This is a genomic window from Pantoea sp. X-Soil-MYKO-1289, assembly GCF_059730625.1.
In genome coordinates this window covers 223,641-239,528 of record NZ_AP036005.1, presented here as the reverse complement: position 1 = coordinate 239,528, position 15,888 = coordinate 223,641, and the positions used below count along the sequence as shown (strand labels likewise).

Here is a 15,888-nt window from a genome sequence, read left to right as displayed (position 1 = left end):
CGGTTTGCCCGTCGCGCCGTGCCAGCAGCCCACACCACCTGACAAATTACTTTATTTCATCTTATCAAAAAAACTTCTTTCGCCCCGTACCAGGGCGCATGCCACAAGGCTTACAGCTTAACTGCGCAACGGCTTTACCCGGCCTGAACAAAATTAAATACCCTATAAAGCCGACACAAAAAGAACTTAAACCACAATATTAATCATATTACAAAACAAAAAGCTTTTTAATGGCAAACCACACGCTGTTAACTGCCCAACTGGAGGACTACACTGATGACGCTGTTTAAATAAATAATGGTTAACTAAAGAGGAAATAAAACATGACTTCGAACGCTTCAGAGTCAGCACAGCTGGATGCCTGTAACAAACAGGTCGAGGATCTTACAAAAGAGTTAGATAAGCAGAAAACGCTGTGCGAACTTTATCGCAACGAGATCCTCACCGACAGTGAGTTCCTGGGGTTTACGATAGAAATTTTCGATAAAATTCAGGCGTCCATCAACAGCGAGGTCATTACTACCATGCCGGTCGAAGAGCAACGGCAGCTGCAGGAAACCCTGGTATACGTTAAAGAGCGTCAGGCCGCCGATAACCTGTATCGTAAAGAAGGCGATCCCGCACCGCGGACGTACGAAGAGTATCGTAACCCCTGAACAGGAAGCGCTTTTATACTAAGCCGCCCATCAGGCGGCTTTTTCGCTGGCAGACGCTCAGGGCAGCGTCGCCTTTGCTTCAGTAAACGATGCCCGGCGGATTCACCGTCGAGGCCTCAATCGCCTCATTCTGCTCGCCCCAGCGGTTCAGCACCTGCTGATACTCTCCGCCCGCGATGGCGCCGTTCACCGCGCTCTGCAACGCCTCCGCCAGACCGTTACCTTTCCTGGTGGTGACCGCCACCCAGGATCGCACCGGGCCGTAGCCGACAATCTTCGTATCGCCGCGCGACGCCACCTTCCAGGCCGCCATCGACTGCGGGCCGAACAGCGCGTCGGCGCGTCCCGAGAGCAGCGTCAGCGTCGCCGCCGCCTCGTCGGTAAGATAGATGGGCGTCACCGGCTTTAATCCTTTCGCGCGGTTCTGCGCGTCCCACCCGAGCAGGATGCGCTCCTGATTGGTGCCGGAGCCGACGATAATGCGCAGTCCCGCAATATCCTCCGCCTTGTTGATACTGGTGATCGGGCTGCTTGCCTTCACCAGAAACGCATGGCCGTCGGCGCGATAGGTGGCGAAGTCGAACTTCTTCTTGCGCTCTTCCGTCACCGCGATGTTGAACATCGCCACGTCATAGCGTCCGGCGGTCACGCCGAGCGGCCAGTCCTCCCAGGCGGCGGGCACCAGATGCAGCTTCAGCCCCAGGCTATCCGCCAGCAGCCGCGCAAAGTCGGCGTCGCTGCCGATACGCGTTTTATTGTCGGACGCCAGCAGCCCCAGCGGCGGCGAGTTGGTATTGGCGGTGGCGACGGTGAGATAGCCCGGTTCGACAAAATGGAAACCCTGCGGGATCTTGCCGATCGCCTGCGGATTCGCCGGAGCGGCAATCGGCGTCTCATTCTGCGTAACGTCGAGGGTGGCCGCCAGCGCAGGCGAGAGCGCGCCGACCAGCAGCGCAGCGAGTAACGGTGCTTTCATTGTCTCTTTCCTATAACACGCGCGCGAGGAAACGGCGCGTGCGTTCATGGCGCGGATTGCTCAGCACCTGGGTCGCGCTGCCCTGCTCGACGATTTTGCCATCCACCATAAACACCACGTTATCCGCCACTTCCCGCGCGAAGCCGATCTCGTGCGTGACAATCACCAGCGTGGTGCCCGAACGCGCCAGCTTTTTAATCACGTCGAGCACTTCGCCCACCAGCTCGGGATCGAGCGCCGAGGTCGGCTCGTCAAACAGCATCACGCGCGGGTTCAGCATCAGGGCGCGCGCAATGGCGATGCGCTGCTGCTGGCCGCCGGATAAATGGCGCGGCCAGGCGTCAGCCTTATGGCGCAGCCCGACGATATCGAGCAGCTCCCCGGCGCGCGCGACCGCCTCGCGCTTTGACAGCTGACGATGCGCTATCGGCGCTTCAATCAGATTCTCCAGCACGGTGAGATGCGGAAAGAGGTTGAAGTTCTGGAACACGTAGCCGACGTTGACGCGCTGGCGCAAAATCGCCTTCTCTTTCAGCTCATAAAGCTTGTCGCCGCGCCGCTGGTAGCCGATATAGTCGCCGTCGATCTGAATAAAGCCCTCATCGACGCGCTCCAGATGATTCAGCGTGCGCAGCAGGGTCGACTTGCCGGAGCCGGACGGCCCGACAATCACCGTCACCGAACCGGGATCCAGCTCCAGCGACACGTCGTCCAGCGCCTTGTGGCGGCCGTAGCTTTTGCTGACGCCGGTAATGCTGATGGCGCCGGTGGCGTGCGCCTGGCGGTAATCAATGGCTTCGGACATGGCTAATCTCCTCATTTGCGGCAACGGGGTTCAGGCGGCTGCGCCACTGGCGCCAGCGTGAAGGTTGCGGATCGCGGGTGACGCTGCGCGCCAGCCAGCGTTCAACGCCGTGCTGGATCGCCGACAGCACCGTAGTGATGATCAGATACCAGGCCGCGCCCACCATCAGCAGCGGGATCACCTCCTGGTTGCGGTTGTAGATCATCTGGATGGTGTAAAACAGCTCCGGCATCGCCAGCACGTAAACCATCGCCGTGCCTTTGGCGAGGCTGATGATCTCGTTGAAGGCGGTAGGGATAATGGCGCGCAGCGCCTGCGGCAGAATAATGCGGAAGGTGCGGCGCGTCGCAGAGAGGCCGAGCGCCGACGCCGCCTCCATCTGGCCGTGATCGACGCCGAGAAAGCCGCCGCGAATAATCTCCGCGCTGTAGGCCGCCTGCACCAGCGTCAGGCCGATTACCGCCGCCGGAAACTGTCCCAGCACGTTAATGGTCTGGAAATGGCCCCAGGCGAGCGCGGTAAAAGGGACGCCGAACGAGAGCGTGTCGTAGAGATAGGAGAAGTTATAAAGAATAATCAGCACCACAATCAGCGGCAGCGAGCGGAACAGCCAGATATAGCCCCAGGCGAGCGTGCTGAGCAGCCACGACGACGAGAGGCGCGCCAGCGCCAGCAGGCCGCCGAAAATCAGGCTAAAAACCGTGCCGAGCAGCGTCAGCAGCAGTGTCTGTCCCAGGCCGTGCAGGATCACCGGATCGAAAAACCAGCGGGCGAAGACGTCCCACTCCCAGCGCGGGTTCAGCGCCACCGACTCCGCCACGCCCGCCAGAATAAACAGGGCGACGATCGCCCCGATAGTGCGGGCCGGATAGCGCGCCGGCACCACTTTCAACTGTTGATGTTCCTTGCTCATTTTGCCTCCTTAACTCGCCTCAGCGACGCGGTTAACGTCGATCGCTTTGGTAAAACGCAGACGGCCGTCATAGGGCGGCTGCCCGTAGCGTTCCAGATCGCCGCTCAGGTCGAACTGCGGCTGATAGCCGAAGCTGCTGTAGAGATGCACCGCTTCCGGCTGGCGAAAACCGGTGGTGAGATAGAGTCGCCGGTAGCCAGCGCGCAGCGCGCGCCGCTCCAGCTCCTGCACCACTAACAGCGCCAGCCCCTGGCGCCGCAGATCGCCGCGCGTCCAGATGCGCTTCAGCTCGGCGGTCTCTTCATCAAAGGGCTTATAGGCGCCCATGGCGATAATCTCGCCGTCGCGCTCCAGCACGATAAACAGGCCGCGCGGCGGCAGATACCACTCGGTTTTCTCCACTTCCTGGTTGTTGCGGAAGAAGTCGCCGTAGCGCGAGGCGTAAAAGGCGAAGAGTCCGCTCAGGATCGGCTGCAGCTCAGGCGCTTCCGGCGAGATGTCGCGAAAAAATTGCTGGCTCATGGTTCACCTCTCAGTCGCCCAGGCCCGGCGGGTTAATTTCGGAACGATCGATCTTCTCTACGCCTTCGCCCCAGCGGTTGAGCACCTTGAGGTAGTCGCCGTTCTGGATCACGCCGTTAAGCGCGGTATTGATCGGCTCGGCCAGACCGCTGCCTTTTTTCACCGTCACCGCGATGTGCGCCACTTTCGGCCAGCCGCCGTCAAAGCTCCCCACCAGGCGGGTTTTGCCGGTCAGCGCCGATTTCCACGCGCCGATCACGTTCGGCCCGAAGTAGGCGTCGGCGCGGCCCGACTGCAGCGCCAGCGTCTGAGTGGCGTCATCTTTGGTATAGATTGGCGTGAACGGTTTTAGCCCCTTCGCCTGATTAGCTTTATCCCAGGCGAGCAGCACCGCCTCCTGATTGGTGCCGGAGCCGACGATAATGCGCAGCCCGGCGATATCCTCCGGCTTCGCGATCGCCTTGATCTTGCTGTCGGCCTTGACGTAGAAGCCGAGCGTGTCGCGGCGGTAGGTGGCGAAATCGAACTTCTCTTTACGCTCTCTGGTGACGGTAACGTTGGAGATAGCCGCGTCGTACTTGCCTGAGGCGACGCCGAGCGGCCAGTCTTCCCACGAGGTCGGCACCACGTTGAGCTTCAGGCCGAGGCTGTCGGCCACCAGCCGGGCGATATCCACTTCGCTGCCGAGCAGGGTCTTGTTGTCGTCGGAAAAAACCGTCAGCGGCGGCGAGTTCTGCGCGGCGACCGCCACGGTAAACGCGCCGGGCACCACAAAGTGATGGCCGGCCGGCAGCTGCGCCACCGCCTGGGCATTCTTCGCGGTATTAATCGGCGCTTTATTGGCTTCGAGGCTGACGCGCTGGCCGTTGTAATCGACGTTAGTCCCTTCGGCATACGCGCCGCCGGACGTGGCCAGCAACAGCAGGGCGATAAAGGTTTTATTATTCTGCATAGCGAAGGTGCTCTTATTGTTGTGAGAACTGGTTAGCCGGTTCCTTCAGGCCAAAGCTGGCGCGCAGGGTGGTGCCGGGATAGTCGCGTCGCGTCAGGCCGCGCGCCTGCAGCACCGGCACCACGCGATCGACGAAGCGCTCGAAGGTGTCGGGCGTGCCGCCCTGAATAATGAAGCCGTCGGTGGCGAAATTTTCGAACCACTGCTGCAGGCCGTCCGCCACCTGTTCCGGCGTGCCGTGAAACAGCGGGCGCGGCGTCGCGGCCTCCAGCGCCGCCTGGCGCAGCGTATGGCCGTGCTCGCGCGCCTTGCGTTTGATTTCGTCGGTGGTGCTGCGGAAGCTGTTCTGGCCGATATCGCCCAGCTCAGGAAAAGGCGCATCCAGCGGATACTGCGAGAAGTCGTGGTGATCGAAGAAGCGGCCCAGGTAATTAAGCGCGTCCTGAATCGACACCAGCGCGGCGGTGGTCTGGTACTGCCGCTCGACATCCTCGGCGCTGTCGCCGACGATCACGCTGACCCCCTGGAAGATATGCAGATCCTCCGGCTGGCGGCCGTTTTCCACCAGCTGGCGCTTCACGTCGCGGTAGAACGCCTGCGCCTCTTCCTGCGTCGGCTGATGGGTGAAAATCGCGTCGGCATGGCGCGCCGCCAGCTTTTTGCCATCTTCGGAGGCGCCCGCCTGGAAGAGGATGGGACGTCCCTGCGGCGTGCGCTGAATATTCAGCGGCCCGGCCACCTGAAAGAAATCGCCATGGTGGTTGATGGCGTGCAGCTTGCCCGGCTCGAAAAATTTGCCGCTCGCCTTATCGCGCACGAAGGCGCCCTCTTCCCACGAGTCCCACAGTCCCTTCACCACGGTGAGATACTCGTCGGCGATGCGGTAGCGCAGCGCATGTTCCGGATGCTGCCTGCGGGAAAAGTTTTTCGCCGAGCCTTCCAGCGGCGAGGTCACCACGTTCCAGCCGGCGCGGCCGCCGCTGAGATGGTCGAGGCTGGCGAACTGGCGCGCGGTAATGAAAGGCTCGCTGTAGGAGGTGGATACCGTGCCCACCAGCCCGAGATGCTCGGTAACGCCCGCCAGCGCCGACAGCAGCGTCAGCGGCTCGAAGCGGTTAAGGAAGTGGGGAATCGATTTTTCATTGATATAGAGGCCGTCGGCGACAAACAGGAAATCGAGCTTGCCCTCTTCCGCTTTGCGCGCGATGCGTTTCGCATAGTCGAAGCTGATGCTGGCGTCCGCCTGCGCGGCGGGATGACGCCATGCGGACATATTGCCGGATGCGCCATGCAGGATGGTGCCCAGTCGAAGCTCTCTCGTGGTCATGATGTTCTCTCTTTTTTTGTTGCAGCGGTGCAGCTCGCGCGGCGCATGGGCCCGCGCGAGCGCCGTTCAGTTCAGGGGATCAGGTCAGAATGGCGTCGCAACATCGCGCGCTGAGCCGTTGCAGCGCGTGCTGCGCCAGCTGCGCGAAGTAGCGGGCGGCGGGCGCGATCAGCGCCTCGTCGGGATTAAAGGCGGAGTGATGCAGGCCGAACGGGCTGGCGCTGCCGATGCTGACGAAGGCGCCGGGCGTCTGCTGGAGATAAAAAGCGAAATCTTCGCCGCCGAGGTGCAGATCGGCCGTCTGCACGCGGTAGCCCGCCTGTTCGGCGATCTCGCTGGAAAAGCGCGCCCATTCAGCATCGTTGACCAGCACCGGCGGCCCCGCGTGCCAGCTCAGCGTCGCCTGCGCGCCCGCCGCATCGGCGAAATGGGTCACCAGCGCCCGCACGCGCGCCTCCAGCCCGGCGCGCACCTCGAGGTCGTGGGTGCGCGCGGTGCCGCCGAACTCGACGCTGCCGGGCAGCACGTTCCAGCTTTTGCCCGCATCGATGCGCGTGATGCTCAGCACCAGGCTGTCGAGGGTATTGAAGCTGCGGCTGGTCAGGCTTTGCAGCCCCTGAATAATCTGGCTGGCGGCGACAATCGCGTCGACGCCCTCTTCGGGATGCGCCGCGTGCGCCCCTTTGCCGCTGACGCGGATAATAAACTTGTCGGCGTTGGCGTAGAACGCGCCGCCGCGCGTGGCGAACACCCCGGTCGGCAGGCCCGGCTCGTTGTGCATGCCGAAGATCGCCTGCACCCCTTCCAGCACCCCGGCGTCGATAAACTGCCGCGCGCCGGCGGCGATCTCCTCTGCGGGCTGAAACAGAATACGCACCCGTCCCTTCAGCGCCGTCTCATGCTGCTTGAGCAGCAGCGCCGCGCCCAGCATCACCGCGCTGTGCACGTCGTGGCCGCAGGCGTGCATCACGCCCGGATGACGGGAATGAAAGGCCAGTCCGCTCGCTTCATGCACCGGCAGCGCGTCGATATCGGCGCGCAGGGCGATCAGCGATTCGCCTTGACCGATCTCCGCCACCAGCCCGGTTTTTAGCGGATAGTCCAGCAGCGCAATATCCGCCGCCTGCAACCATGCGCGCAGCCGCGCGGTGGTCGCCTCTTCATGGCCGGATAGCTCCGGCCAGGTATGCAGCTCGCGACGCCACGCAATCAGCTGGGAATCGAATGTGCTCATGGTTCTCTCCGCCAGGGTCAGGCTGCGATCAGATGGTGCGTCGCCAGCAGCTCCAGCGAGCGGACGCGCGCTTTCGGTTCGGCAATCGGCGTGTCGATAATAAATTCGTCAACGGCGTAGTGCTGCTGCAGCGCATCCAGCTGGGCATGCACCTGCGCGGCGGTGCCCTTCAGCAGCGACGGCGTGCGCGGCTCGATAACGTAGTCGGTAAAGCCGCCCTGACGCACATAGCGTTCGGCCTGCTCAAGGCTGCCGACGTTGACGCCCTGGCCGCCGTTGACCTTAACGTGAAAATGACGCAGGCCGTTGACCAGCAGATCCGCCTCCGCCGGGGAGTCGGCCACCACCACCTGCACCGCGACAAGCGCGCGCTGGCCGCTGAGGCGATGGTAAGTGCCGAGGGTATTCTCCATCAGCTGACGATCGCCGTTGATATGGGCGGCGAACACCAGCTGCCAGCCCTGCTGCGCGGCGAGCGTGGCGCTCTCTTCGCTGGCGCCCAGCAGAAAACGGTTAGCCGGACGCGACGGCAGCGGCGTGGCGTGCAGCGCCTCTTCGTCGTCAGCCTCGCGCGGCGGCGCGTCAAGCCACTGGCCGAGCTGCTTCAGCTGCTCGGCGAAGCTGCCTTTTGCCTGCGCATCCACGCCCGCCTGCAGCGCGCGGGTCGACAGCGGCAGCCCGCCCGGCGCTTTGCCGACGCCGAGGTCGATGCGGCCCGGCGCCAGCGACGCCAGCAGGTTAAAGTTTTCCGCCACTTTATAGGGGCTGTAGTGTTGCAGCATCACGCCGCCGGAGCCGACGCGAATATGCTGCGTCTGCGCGATAATCCAGGCGATCAGCACCTCCGGCGACGGACTCGCCAGCTGCGCGGTGTTGTGGTGCTCGGCCAGCCAGAAACGGTGATAGCCCCAGCGTTCCGCCTGCTGCGCCAGTTGCAGAGTGCGCTGTAACGCGCTGCTGGCCGGCTCATCCGCGAGCACCGGCGATTTATCTAACAGACTCAGACGATATGACATTCACCCTTCCTCACTTATATCCCGTTGCGACCCAGTGTGGAGCGAGGCTAATAATTCGTAAAACAACAAATATGAAAAAAGGATGGCGAAAAATGGCATAGCGGAGGTTATTTCCGCCAGGCAATGCGATCCTGAATTAAATAAAAGCGGTGAGCGCGAGAAATAATAAAAAACCTCCTTTCTGGCGAATTACGCCCTTCTCCTTTACGCGCCGTTATTTGTTATTTTCAGATAAGCTTTGCGCAATTCGTTGGTTCATTTGGCCTGCGCCGCGTCCGATGATGAATTCCGTCTTTTAAGGCAGTTGATAACAAAGGAATTCACATGACGCGTTTCACTTTTTCGCCACTGCCGCGCGCGCTGGCATTTGCTCTGCTTGCAGGGAGTATCACCGTTCACGCGGCGGAGACGCCGGTAAAAGGCGGCACGCTGATCTATCTTGAGCAGCAGGCGCATACCAATCTCTATCCGCCTGCCGGCGGCTTCTATCCCAACGGCGGCATCCTTAATCAAATCACCGATAAGCTCACCTGGCAGAACCCGGAAACATTGCAGGTTGAACCCTGGATTGCCGAGAGCTGGAGCAGCAATGCGGATAAAACCGAATATACCTTTACGCTGCGGCCCGGCGTCACTTTCTCCGACGGCACGCCGCTGGACGCTAACGCGGTGGCGAAAAACTTCGATACCTACGGTCTGGGTAATAAAGCGCAGCGCCTGCCGGTTTCTGAAGTGATTAATAACTACGATCGCAGCGAAGTGATCGATCCGCTGACGGTGAAGTTCTATTTCAAAAAGCCCTCGCCCGGTTTTTTACAGGGCACCGCCACTATCGGTTCCGGTTTGGTTTCGCTCAGCACGCTCGCGCGTAATTTCGACCAGCTCGGCGACGCGCGACATATTATCGGCTCCGGCCCCTTCGTGGTCAGCGACGAAAAGCTGGGCCGCGAAGTCGACCTGATCGCGCGTAAAGGCTACCAGTGGGGGCCGAAAAACGGCCAGCAGCAGGGGCCTGCCAATCTTGACGGCATCAAAATCATCGTCACGCCGGAAGACAGCGTGCGCATCGGCGCGCTGCTGGCGGGCCAGGCGGATGTGATCCGTCAGGTGCAGGCCTATGACGAGAAGCAGGCGAAGGATCAGCACTTCCCGCTTTACGCGGCGCCGACGCGCGGCGTAAACGACAGCATCAGCTTCCGTCCCGACAACCCGCTGGTGAGCGACCTGCGCGTGCGTCAGGCGCTGCTGCACGCCACTAATGCGAAGCAGGTGGTCGATACCCTCTTCTCGCCCAACTACCCGCAGGCTAAATCGGTGATCGCCGCCAGCGCCGCGGGCTTCGTCGATCTCAGCGACAGGCTGACGTTTAACCCGGAGCAGGCGAAAAAGCTGCTGGACGAGGCGGGCTGGCAGACGGGCGCCGACGGCATCCGCGCCAAAGCAGGCAAGCCGCTGGCGCTGACCATCTATGAATCTCTGCCGCAGCCGCAGAACAAAGAGGTGCTGCAGCTGATTGCCCAGCAGTGGCGTCAGGTCGGCGTGGCGCTGACGGTGAAAGCGGGCGACGCGGGCAGCAAAACCCTCGACAGCCTCGATCCGCTGAAAACGCCGCTGACCGTCTCGGAAGTGGGCCGCGCCGATCCCGACGTCATCAAAAGCCAGTTCTACCCCAGCAACCGCGACGCGCTGCTGCAAAAAGGCGGCTCCAGCGACAAGGTGCAGAGCTTCCGCGACGACAAGCTCAACGCCCTGCTGTTGGCGATCTCCGCCGAGGTCGATCCGGCGAAACGCCTGCAGCTCACCGGCGACGCGCAGCGCTACCTGCTGGATAACGCCTACGTTATTCCGATCTTCGAGGAGCCGCAGGTGTTTGCCGGCGCGCCCTGGCTGAAAGGGGTGCGCTTTGAAGCGGTCGGCCGCCCGGCGTTCTACGGCGCGTGGCTGGAAAAACATTAAGGCGGGGTAACTGATGCGACACTATTTGCTGCAACGGCTCGGAACCGGCCTGCTGGTGCTATGGGCGGCCTTTACCCTCTCCTTTGCGCTGCTGCAGGTGCTGCCCGGCGACGCGGTGCTGATTAAGTTTCAGAATCCGGATTTGGGGCTGAGCCCGCAGCAGATAGCGGAGATGCGCCTTGCCTACGGCGCGGACAGCCCGCTGTGGCAACAGTACCTGCATACGCTGTTCGCCATGCTGCGCGGCGACTTCGGCTTTTCGGTGCAGGCGGGCGTGCCGGTGAGCGCGCAGATCGCCGATAATCTGCCGGGCACGCTGCGTCTGGCGCTGTGCGGATTTCTGCTGGCGACGCTGCTCGCCTTTGCGCTGGCGGCGCTGTCGCGTCAGCCCGCGCTGCGCGGCCTGCGTTCGCTGCTGCAGTCGGTCCCCGCGCTGCTTATCTCTGTTCCGACCTTCTGGCTCGGCATTGCGCTGATCCAGATCTTCTCTTTTCAGCTGCGCTGGATACCGGTGATCAATCCCTCGCCGTGGCAGGGGCTGCTGCTGCCCATCGTCACGGTGGCGGTGCCGATCTCCGCGCCGCTGGCGCAGATCCTGCTGCGCAGCATCGATGAGGTTTCGACGCAGCCCTTTGTGGCGGTGGCGCGCGCCAAAGGCGCCAGCGAAAGCCGCGTGCTGTGGCGTCACGTCTTGCGTAACGCCATGCTGCCGGTGCTGACCATCGCCGGGCTGCTGCTGGGCGAGCTGATCGCCGGCGCGCTGATCACCGAAACAGTGTTCGGCCTCGGCGGTCTCGGCCAGCTGACGCAGCAGGCGGTGAACAACCAGGATGTGGCGGTGCTGCAGGCGGTGGTGATGATCTCCGCGCTCGGCTTTGTGGCGATCAACCTGCTGGTGGATCTGCTGATGCCGCTGTTCGATCCGCGCCTGCAGCGCGTAGCGGGAGGTGCGCTGTGAGCCTTGTCGACTACGCCGCCGCGCGCCGCGCCTTAAGCGGACGCCGGACGCTGCGCGTGCAGCCGGGCTTATGGCTGGCGTGGCTGGTGATCCTGCTGGCGGCAGGCGCCGCCCTCGCGCCCGCGCTCTTTACCGCCTGGAGCGCCACCGAAGGCATCGCCGGGGCGCAGCGTCTGGCGCCGCAGGCGGGACACTGGCTTGGCACCGATCAGCTGGGACGCGATCTCTGGGCGCGTATGGTGTACGGCGCCTCGGCGTCGCTCTCCGCCGCGCTGATCGCCGTGGCGATGGGGCTGACGGCGGGCACCGCGCTCGGCGTGCTGGCGGGCGCCAGCGGCGGCAAAACCGAGGCGCTGATAATGCGCGCCGTCGACGTGCTGCTGGCGATCCCTTCCCTGCTGCTGTCGCTGAGCGTGCTGATCCTGCTCGGCTTCGGCACGCTGCACGCCGCGCTGGCGGTCGGCGTGGCGTCAATCGCCAGCTTCGCCCGGCTGGCGCGCGGCGAAGTGGTGCGCATTCGCCACAGCGACTACGTCGAGGCGGCCTTCGGCAGCGGCGGCACCTTTTTCGCCGTGCTGCGCCGCCATATTTTGCCCAACGCGCTGACGCCGGTGATCGCCTTCGCCGCGCTGCAGTTCGGCCAGGCGATCCTCGCGCTTTCGACGCTCAGCTTTCTCGGCTACGGCACGCCGCCGCCCGCGCCCGAATGGGGGCTGCTGATCGCCGAAGGCCGCAACTATCTCTCTACCGCATGGTGGCTCACCACCTTTCCCGGCCTGCTGGTGATCGCCGTGGTGCTGTCCGCCAATCGCATCAGCATTCAGATTGCAGGAGGTCGCCGATGAGCGCATCCGCGCCGCTGCTGGCGGTGAAGCATCTCAGCCTGAGCTATCGCAGCGGGCATCAGTGGCGTCAGGTGGTGCACGACGTCAGCTTTGAACTCCGGGCCGGGGAAATGGCGGCGCTGGTGGGCGAATCGGGCTCCGGCAAAACCACCACCGCGCAGGCGATTATCGGGCTGATGGCGGAGAACGGCCGTCGCGACGGCGGCGAGATCCGCCTGAACGGCGAAAATATCGCCGACTGGTCGCAGAAGCGGCTCGACCGGCTGCGCGGCGTGCGCGTCAGCCTGGTGCCGCAGGATCCGGGCAATTCGCTCAATCCGGTGCAAACCGTCGGCGCGCAGGTCGAGGAGATCCTGCGACTGCATAGCGACCTCAGCGGCGAGGCGCGCCGCCGCCGCGTGGTGGAGCTGCTGACGCGCGTCGGCCTGAGCCATCCTGAGCAGCGCGTCGATCAATATCCGCACCAGCTGTCGGGCGGCATGAAGCAGCGCGTGCTGATCGCTATCGCGCTGGCGCTCAGCCCGGATCTGATCATTGCCGACGAGCCTACCAGCGCGCTCGACGTGACGGTGCAGAAGCGCATCCTCGATCTGCTCGACGCGCTGCGCCGCGAGTCCGGCACCGCCGTGCTGTTCGTTACCCACGATCTGGCGCTGGCGGCCGAGCGCGCGGATCGCATTATGGTGTTTCGCCACGGCGAGATTCAGGAGTCGGGGCCTGCCGCGCAGCTGGTCGGCGCGCCGCAGCATCCTTATACCCGCCAGCTGCTACGGGATGCGGCGCCGCAGCGCGTCGCACGGCGCGCGCCCGACCGGCTGGCGACGCCCGCGATCGACGCCGCCGCCATCAGCAAGAGCTTCGCGCTGGGTAAAAACCGGCGGCTGCAGGCGCTGCACAACGTCAGTTTTCAGGTGGCGCGCGCCTCGACGTACGCGCTGGTGGGCGAATCCGGCTCCGGTAAAACCACGCTGGCGCGCATTCTGCTCGGCTTCGAACAGGCGGACAGCGGCAGCGTGACGCTGGACGGCGCGCCCGTCGGCGGCCTGCGCGGCGAGCCGCTGCGCCAGCTGCGGCGTAAGATCCAGTTCGTTTATCAAAACCCGTTCGCCTCGCTCGATCCGCGCCAGACGCTGTTGCAGATTATTGAGGAGCCGCTGCGCAACTTCGAACGGCTCGGCGCCGCTGAGCGGCGTCGGCGGGTTGAAGCGGTGGCCGAGCGCGTGGCGCTGCCTGCTGAGATGCTGTCGCGCGGCGCGCGTGAGCTTTCCGGCGGCCAGCGTCAGCGCGTCGCCCTTGCCCGCGCGCTGGTCCTTAACCCCGACATTCTGGTGCTGGACGAGGCGACCTCGGCGCTCGACGTGACCGTTCAGGCGCAGATCCTGCTGCTGCTGCAAAGTCTGCAAAACGAGCTGGGACTCACCTATCTGTTTATCACCCACGATCTGGCGACGGTGCGCCATATGGCGGACAGCGTCACGGTACTGCGCGCAGGCGAAGTGGTGGAAAGCGGTGACGTTGTCACCCTGTTCGCCTCTCCGCAGCATGCCTATACCCGCGAACTGATCGCCGCCATTCCGCAGTTCACTCCGCGTATGAGGGCTTCCGCATGAGGCGACGCATTGGCTTTTTCACCCGACTGCTGGATAAGGTGCCTGCGCAGCAGCGCTACCGTCTGGCGACCGAACAGATCCAGCACGCCGAACGGCTCGGCTTCGACAGCGCCTGGATCGCCCAGCACCATTTTCACGAGGCGGAAGGCGGCCTGCCGGCGCCGCTGGTGTTTCTGGCGCACGTCGCCGCGCATACCCGCACCATTCGTCTCGGCACGGCGATTATCACCCTGCCGATGGAGAACGCCCTGCGCGTGGCGGAGGATGCGGCGGTGCTGGATCTGCTGGCTGAAGGACGGCTGGAGATCGGTCTGGGTTCCGGCGGCACGCCAGACTCGTTTTTGCCGTTCGGCCTGACCTTCGACCAGCGCGCCGCCGCCTTCGCCGATAACCTGCATCAGCTGCTCGGCGCCTGGCGCGGCGATTCGCTGGCCCATCCCGACAACCATCTCTATCCCGCCGCGCCCCAACTGGCGCAGCGCGTCTGGATCGCCACCTTCTCCGCCGAAGGCGCCGCGCGCGCCGGGGCCGCCGGACACGGGCTGATGCTGTCGCGCACCCAGCCGCGCCCCGCCAGCGATCCGGCGCGGCCGCTGGATGCGATACAGAACCCGATTATCGACGCCTACCTCGACGCGCTGCCCGCCGGGGTGACGCCGCGCATTCTCGCTTCGCGCACCGCCTTTATCGCCGATTCAGACAGCTATGCGCGCCGCGTCGCGGAGCCGGGCATCCGCCAGCAGGCGCAGCAGTACCGCGCCGCCGGCCATGCGCTGCGCGGCGAATCGCTGGACAATCTTTTCGCCCAGTTCGACGCCCACGTCGGTGACGCCGTCACGGTGCGCGCCTCGCTGGCGCAGGACAGCGTGCTGCCGCGCGTTACCGATATCTCTTTTCAGGTGCACTCGGTCGAGCCGTCGCCCGCCGATACGCTGCGCTCCATTGAACTTATCGCCGAACAGCTTGCGCCCTGGCTGCGCACGCTCACCTCTCAGGAGACCCTATGACTCACTCTCACGATTTACTGGCGCAACTGGCCGATATCGATCCCGCCAGCGCGCTGGCGCAGGCGCGGGCTACGCGCGATGCCGCTACCCGCCACGCGCAGGGCAGCTACGAGGTGCTGTTTAGCCAGCAGGAGAGCGATTTTCCGCTGGCCGAGCGCCTCGCGCTTGCGGCGCAGGTGGCCGAATGGCACGGCGCTGAACGGCTGCGCGCCCACTACGCCGCCCATCCGACCTATCAGCCGCTGAGCGACGACGCGCGCCATCAGCAGGCGCGCGATTTTGCTCAGCGCGTGACCTTCGAGCCGGTTGCCGCCGCGCCGCAGCATATTGAAGCTTTGCGCGACGCAGGCTGGAGCGAGCGCGGCGTGGTGACGCTGGCGCAGCTGGTCGGCTTTATCAGCTTTCAGAGCCGCCTGCTGGCCGGTTTGCGCCTGCTGCAGGGCGAAGAGAGCGGCAGTCCGGCGCACGCCGCCGTTGCGGGCCGCTGGCACACCGCCGCGCAGACCGCCAGCGGCCAGACGGCGCTGACCGCCTTTACCCAGGCGGAACTCGGCTGGGAGCCCTGGCTGGCGGCGAAGCCGCTGGCGGAGTTCAGCGCCGACGAGCAGGCGCTTCTGGCGCGCTTCGGCCACAGCGACTCCGACTATTTCCGCCTGCTGGCGCGCAACCAGCCGGTGCTGGAGCAGCGCACCCTGACCGATAAAGGCATTTTCTACACCGCCGGCGGGCTGCCGCGCGCGGAACGCGAGCTGGCGGCGACAGTGGCGAGCAAGATCAACGGCTGCATCTACTGCGCCTCGGTGCACGCGCGCAAGGCGTCGCAGCTCTCGAAAGATAAGGATGCGGTGCAGAAACTGCTTAACGTCGCGCCCGGCGCGGTGCTGTCGCACGGCCAGTCGCCGCGCTGGGCCGCCGAGATCGACTTCGCCGCCTCGCTCTCCGTCACGCCGCCTGCGGCCAGCCTGAGCCAGCTTGAGGCGCTGCGCGACCAGGGGCTGGATACGCTGGCGCTGCTCGACCTGATCCAGGCAACCGCCTTTTTCGCCTGGGCGAACCGCCTGATGCTGACGCTCGGCGAGCCCTTTCTGCCCTCTGACGCACAAGGATAAGC

15 protein-coding genes are annotated in these 15,888 nt (G+C 64.1%); 7 read left to right on the top strand and 8 right to left on the bottom strand.

Translation table 11 applies throughout. The annotated features are described in order from the left end of the window. Positions 1-323 precede the first annotated feature (323 nt). On the top strand, positions 324-656 hold the full coding sequence (locus tag AC6I7Z_RS20520) for a hypothetical protein (RefSeq protein WP_497815667.1): 333 nt from the start codon (positions 324-326) through the stop codon (positions 654-656). A 79-nt stretch (positions 657-735) separates the two neighbouring features. Here AC6I7Z_RS20520 and AC6I7Z_RS20515 read toward each other — a convergent pair whose 3' ends face one another. The 8 genes from AC6I7Z_RS20515 to AC6I7Z_RS20480 all read right to left on the bottom strand — a co-directional run bounded on the left by AC6I7Z_RS20515 (position 736) and on the right by AC6I7Z_RS20480 (position 8,401). Next, positions 736-1,632: an ABC transporter substrate-binding protein gene (locus AC6I7Z_RS20515; RefSeq protein ID WP_497815666.1), complete on the bottom strand. Its 897-nt coding sequence runs from the start codon at positions 1,630-1,632 to the stop codon at positions 736-738. Between the two features lie 10 nt (positions 1,633-1,642). Then, complete coding sequence (locus AC6I7Z_RS20510) at positions 1,643-2,437, bottom strand: amino acid ABC transporter ATP-binding protein (protein WP_497815665.1); 795 nt, start codon at positions 2,435-2,437, stop codon at positions 1,643-1,645. Continuing rightward, a complete protein-coding gene (locus AC6I7Z_RS20505; protein WP_497815664.1) occupies positions 2,421-3,350 on the bottom strand; it encodes an amino acid ABC transporter permease in 930 nt (309 codons plus the stop codon). Before AC6I7Z_RS20505 ends, AC6I7Z_RS20510 begins: the two co-directional genes overlap by 17 nt. A gap of 9 nt (positions 3,351-3,359) precedes the next feature. Further along, entirely contained in the window at positions 3,360-3,872 is a 513-nt protein-coding gene (locus tag AC6I7Z_RS20500; protein WP_497815663.1) for a GNAT family N-acetyltransferase, read from the bottom strand. A 10-nt stretch (positions 3,873-3,882) separates the two neighbouring features. Next, entirely contained in the window at positions 3,883-4,824 is a 942-nt protein-coding gene (locus AC6I7Z_RS20495) for an ABC transporter substrate-binding protein (RefSeq protein ID WP_497815662.1), read from the bottom strand. A gap of 13 nt (positions 4,825-4,837) precedes the next feature. Further along, positions 4,838-6,151 carry an LLM class flavin-dependent oxidoreductase gene (locus tag AC6I7Z_RS20490; RefSeq protein ID WP_497815661.1) on the bottom strand — a complete coding sequence of 438 codons (1,314 nt, stop codon included), beginning with the start codon at positions 6,149-6,151 and terminating at the stop codon, positions 4,838-4,840. Positions 6,152-6,230: 79 nt separating this feature from the next. After that, positions 6,231-7,385: an amidohydrolase gene (locus tag AC6I7Z_RS20485; protein WP_497815660.1), complete on the bottom strand. Its 1,155-nt coding sequence runs from the start codon at positions 7,383-7,385 to the stop codon at positions 6,231-6,233. A gap of 17 nt (positions 7,386-7,402) precedes the next feature. Then, positions 7,403-8,401 carry an MsnO8 family LLM class oxidoreductase gene (locus tag AC6I7Z_RS20480; RefSeq protein WP_497815659.1) on the bottom strand — a complete coding sequence of 333 codons (999 nt, stop codon included), beginning with the start codon at positions 8,399-8,401 and terminating at the stop codon, positions 7,403-7,405. Positions 8,402-8,725: 324 nt separating this feature from the next. Here AC6I7Z_RS20480 and AC6I7Z_RS20475 point away from each other — a divergent pair, with 324 nt between their 5' ends. The 6 genes from AC6I7Z_RS20475 to AC6I7Z_RS20450 are packed head-to-tail and all read left to right on the top strand — an operon-like array spanning position 8,726 to position 15,886. Continuing rightward, on the top strand, positions 8,726-10,357 hold the full coding sequence (locus AC6I7Z_RS20475) for a TIGR04028 family ABC transporter substrate-binding protein (RefSeq protein ID WP_497815658.1): 1,632 nt from the start codon (positions 8,726-8,728) through the stop codon (positions 10,355-10,357). 13 nt (positions 10,358-10,370) lie between these two features. Continuing rightward, the gene (locus AC6I7Z_RS20470) at positions 10,371-11,315 is read left to right on the top strand and encodes an ABC transporter permease (RefSeq protein WP_497815657.1); all 945 of its coding nucleotides are present in this window, start codon (positions 10,371-10,373) and stop codon (positions 11,313-11,315) included. Then, positions 11,312-12,160, top strand: a complete 849-nt coding sequence (locus AC6I7Z_RS20465) for an ABC transporter permease (RefSeq protein ID WP_497815656.1) — start codon at positions 11,312-11,314, stop codon at positions 12,158-12,160. Before AC6I7Z_RS20470 ends, AC6I7Z_RS20465 begins: the two co-directional genes overlap by 4 nt. After that, positions 12,157-13,770 carry a dipeptide ABC transporter ATP-binding protein gene (locus tag AC6I7Z_RS20460; RefSeq protein WP_497815655.1) on the top strand — a complete coding sequence of 538 codons (1,614 nt, stop codon included), beginning with the start codon at positions 12,157-12,159 and terminating at the stop codon, positions 13,768-13,770. The genes AC6I7Z_RS20465 and AC6I7Z_RS20460 overlap by 4 nt, the downstream gene beginning before the upstream one ends. Continuing rightward, entirely contained in the window at positions 13,767-14,777 is a 1,011-nt protein-coding gene (locus tag AC6I7Z_RS20455; RefSeq protein ID WP_497815654.1) for a putative FMN-dependent luciferase-like monooxygenase, read from the top strand. Before AC6I7Z_RS20460 ends, AC6I7Z_RS20455 begins: the two co-directional genes overlap by 4 nt. Beyond that, on the top strand, positions 14,774-15,886 hold the full coding sequence (locus AC6I7Z_RS20450; protein ID WP_497815653.1) for an alkylhydroperoxidase domain protein: 1,113 nt from the start codon (positions 14,774-14,776) through the stop codon (positions 15,884-15,886). The genes AC6I7Z_RS20455 and AC6I7Z_RS20450 overlap by 4 nt, the downstream gene beginning before the upstream one ends. The last annotated feature ends 2 nt before the right edge of the window (positions 15,887-15,888 follow it).